Genomic DNA, 1,198 nt, shown 5'->3' with positions numbered 1-1,198 from the left:
CAAGGCTCATACGCCAGCAGCTTGTAGTTGGTGCCGCCACACAGGAACTTATGAAGCGCAGGTGCACCAGTTCCATCAATGTCGATGCGCATATACGCCTCAGTGACAGTCACGACCCGCATTGCTGGGTCTAGCTTGTTGTCTGAGTTTACGTCTTCGAGATAGTCCTGACGTTCAAAGATTTCGGCGTCAGCCATTGCCGACCCGCCAGACCCGTTATCAAGGTCTTTCAGATCGTCATACTCAAAGCCCATGCCAAGCAGGTCGCCAATGCGCATCTCAGTGCGATGGGCCACAACGTAAGCATCGTCAAAGTTACGAGCGTCACGGTCTACGAAGAACTCTTCAGGCGGCACGCTTTCAATGCACATATCGCCCTTGGTTTCCATGCGGCTGATCTTGACGGAGTGGCGAGGCATTTCAACCTGCATACCCATGTCGTCAATCTCAACAGACATTTCTGTCATCTGCTCAACAAGCGTGTTGTCTTCGTCGTCTAAGAGCAGTTGCAGTTCTTCGTCGCTCAAGTCGGTGAAGCTATAGAACTTCGCCTCATCGTATTCTTTCCAATACGCTTTAGCGATGCCCTGTTTCTTGATCAGCGCATCGTGCGAAACGTCTTGCAGGATTTTGTATCCGTCATGACGGTTGAACTGGTAGTCAATGAAAGCCGTTGCCTGTTCAGCCGATGCCACGCACTTTGGTTGCGACAACCTTAGAGCGCCCGTCCTCATGTCCAATGTCAACTTCGCCATCGTAGTAACGCTGGGCAATGATGCGCCGTTGAGAGATTTCGCCTTCTACGAACGAAACAGCGTTCTCAATTGCGTCCTGAACAATGGCCTCAATTTCCTCACGCTCTTTCGGGCGCAGTTCATTGTATTCTTCTTCGCCATCATCCTCATCATCCAGCGACAGTTCTTCGCCTTCCATGAGGTCTTCAAGTAAATCTTTTTTGTCCATTGTGTTCCTCACTGCTGGCTAGTTACTGCGGGAATGGAACCCTTGAAGCCAAGTTGGATAAGCGTATTTACGGCATTCTGCGCACGAGTATTCTGACGTTGCGCCTGCGCTTCAAGCATAAGAGCGTTGATTGCTGCATCGCGCTCTTCGCCAGTTAGCGAAAGAATTTGCCCAAGTTCTGCATTAGCGTTTGCCGTTCGAGAACCATACAAAATGTTGTCAATCACAGAGTTTG

1 protein-coding gene and 1 pseudogene are annotated in these 1,198 nt (G+C 50.3%); both read right to left on the bottom strand.

Annotation, left to right across the window (positions count from 1 at the left end; all coding sequences use genetic code 11):
* Nucleotides 1-933: pseudogene (locus AC1QQ2_RS14115) on the bottom strand (portal protein); the annotation flags it as partial.
* A gap of 38 nt (nt 934-971) precedes the next feature.
* The coding region (locus AC1QQ2_RS14110) for a hypothetical protein (protein WP_479713610.1) at nt 972-1,198 on the bottom strand (227 nt) is incomplete at its 5' end.

It is taken from the genome of Aestuarium sp. (assembly GCF_023253315.1).
Taxonomy (GTDB): domain Bacteria; phylum Pseudomonadota; class Alphaproteobacteria; order Rhodobacterales; family Rhodobacteraceae; genus Marivivens; species Marivivens donghaensis.
Note: the sequence above shows the minus strand (reverse complement) of the source record. Positions and strands in the feature narration are given on the sequence as shown.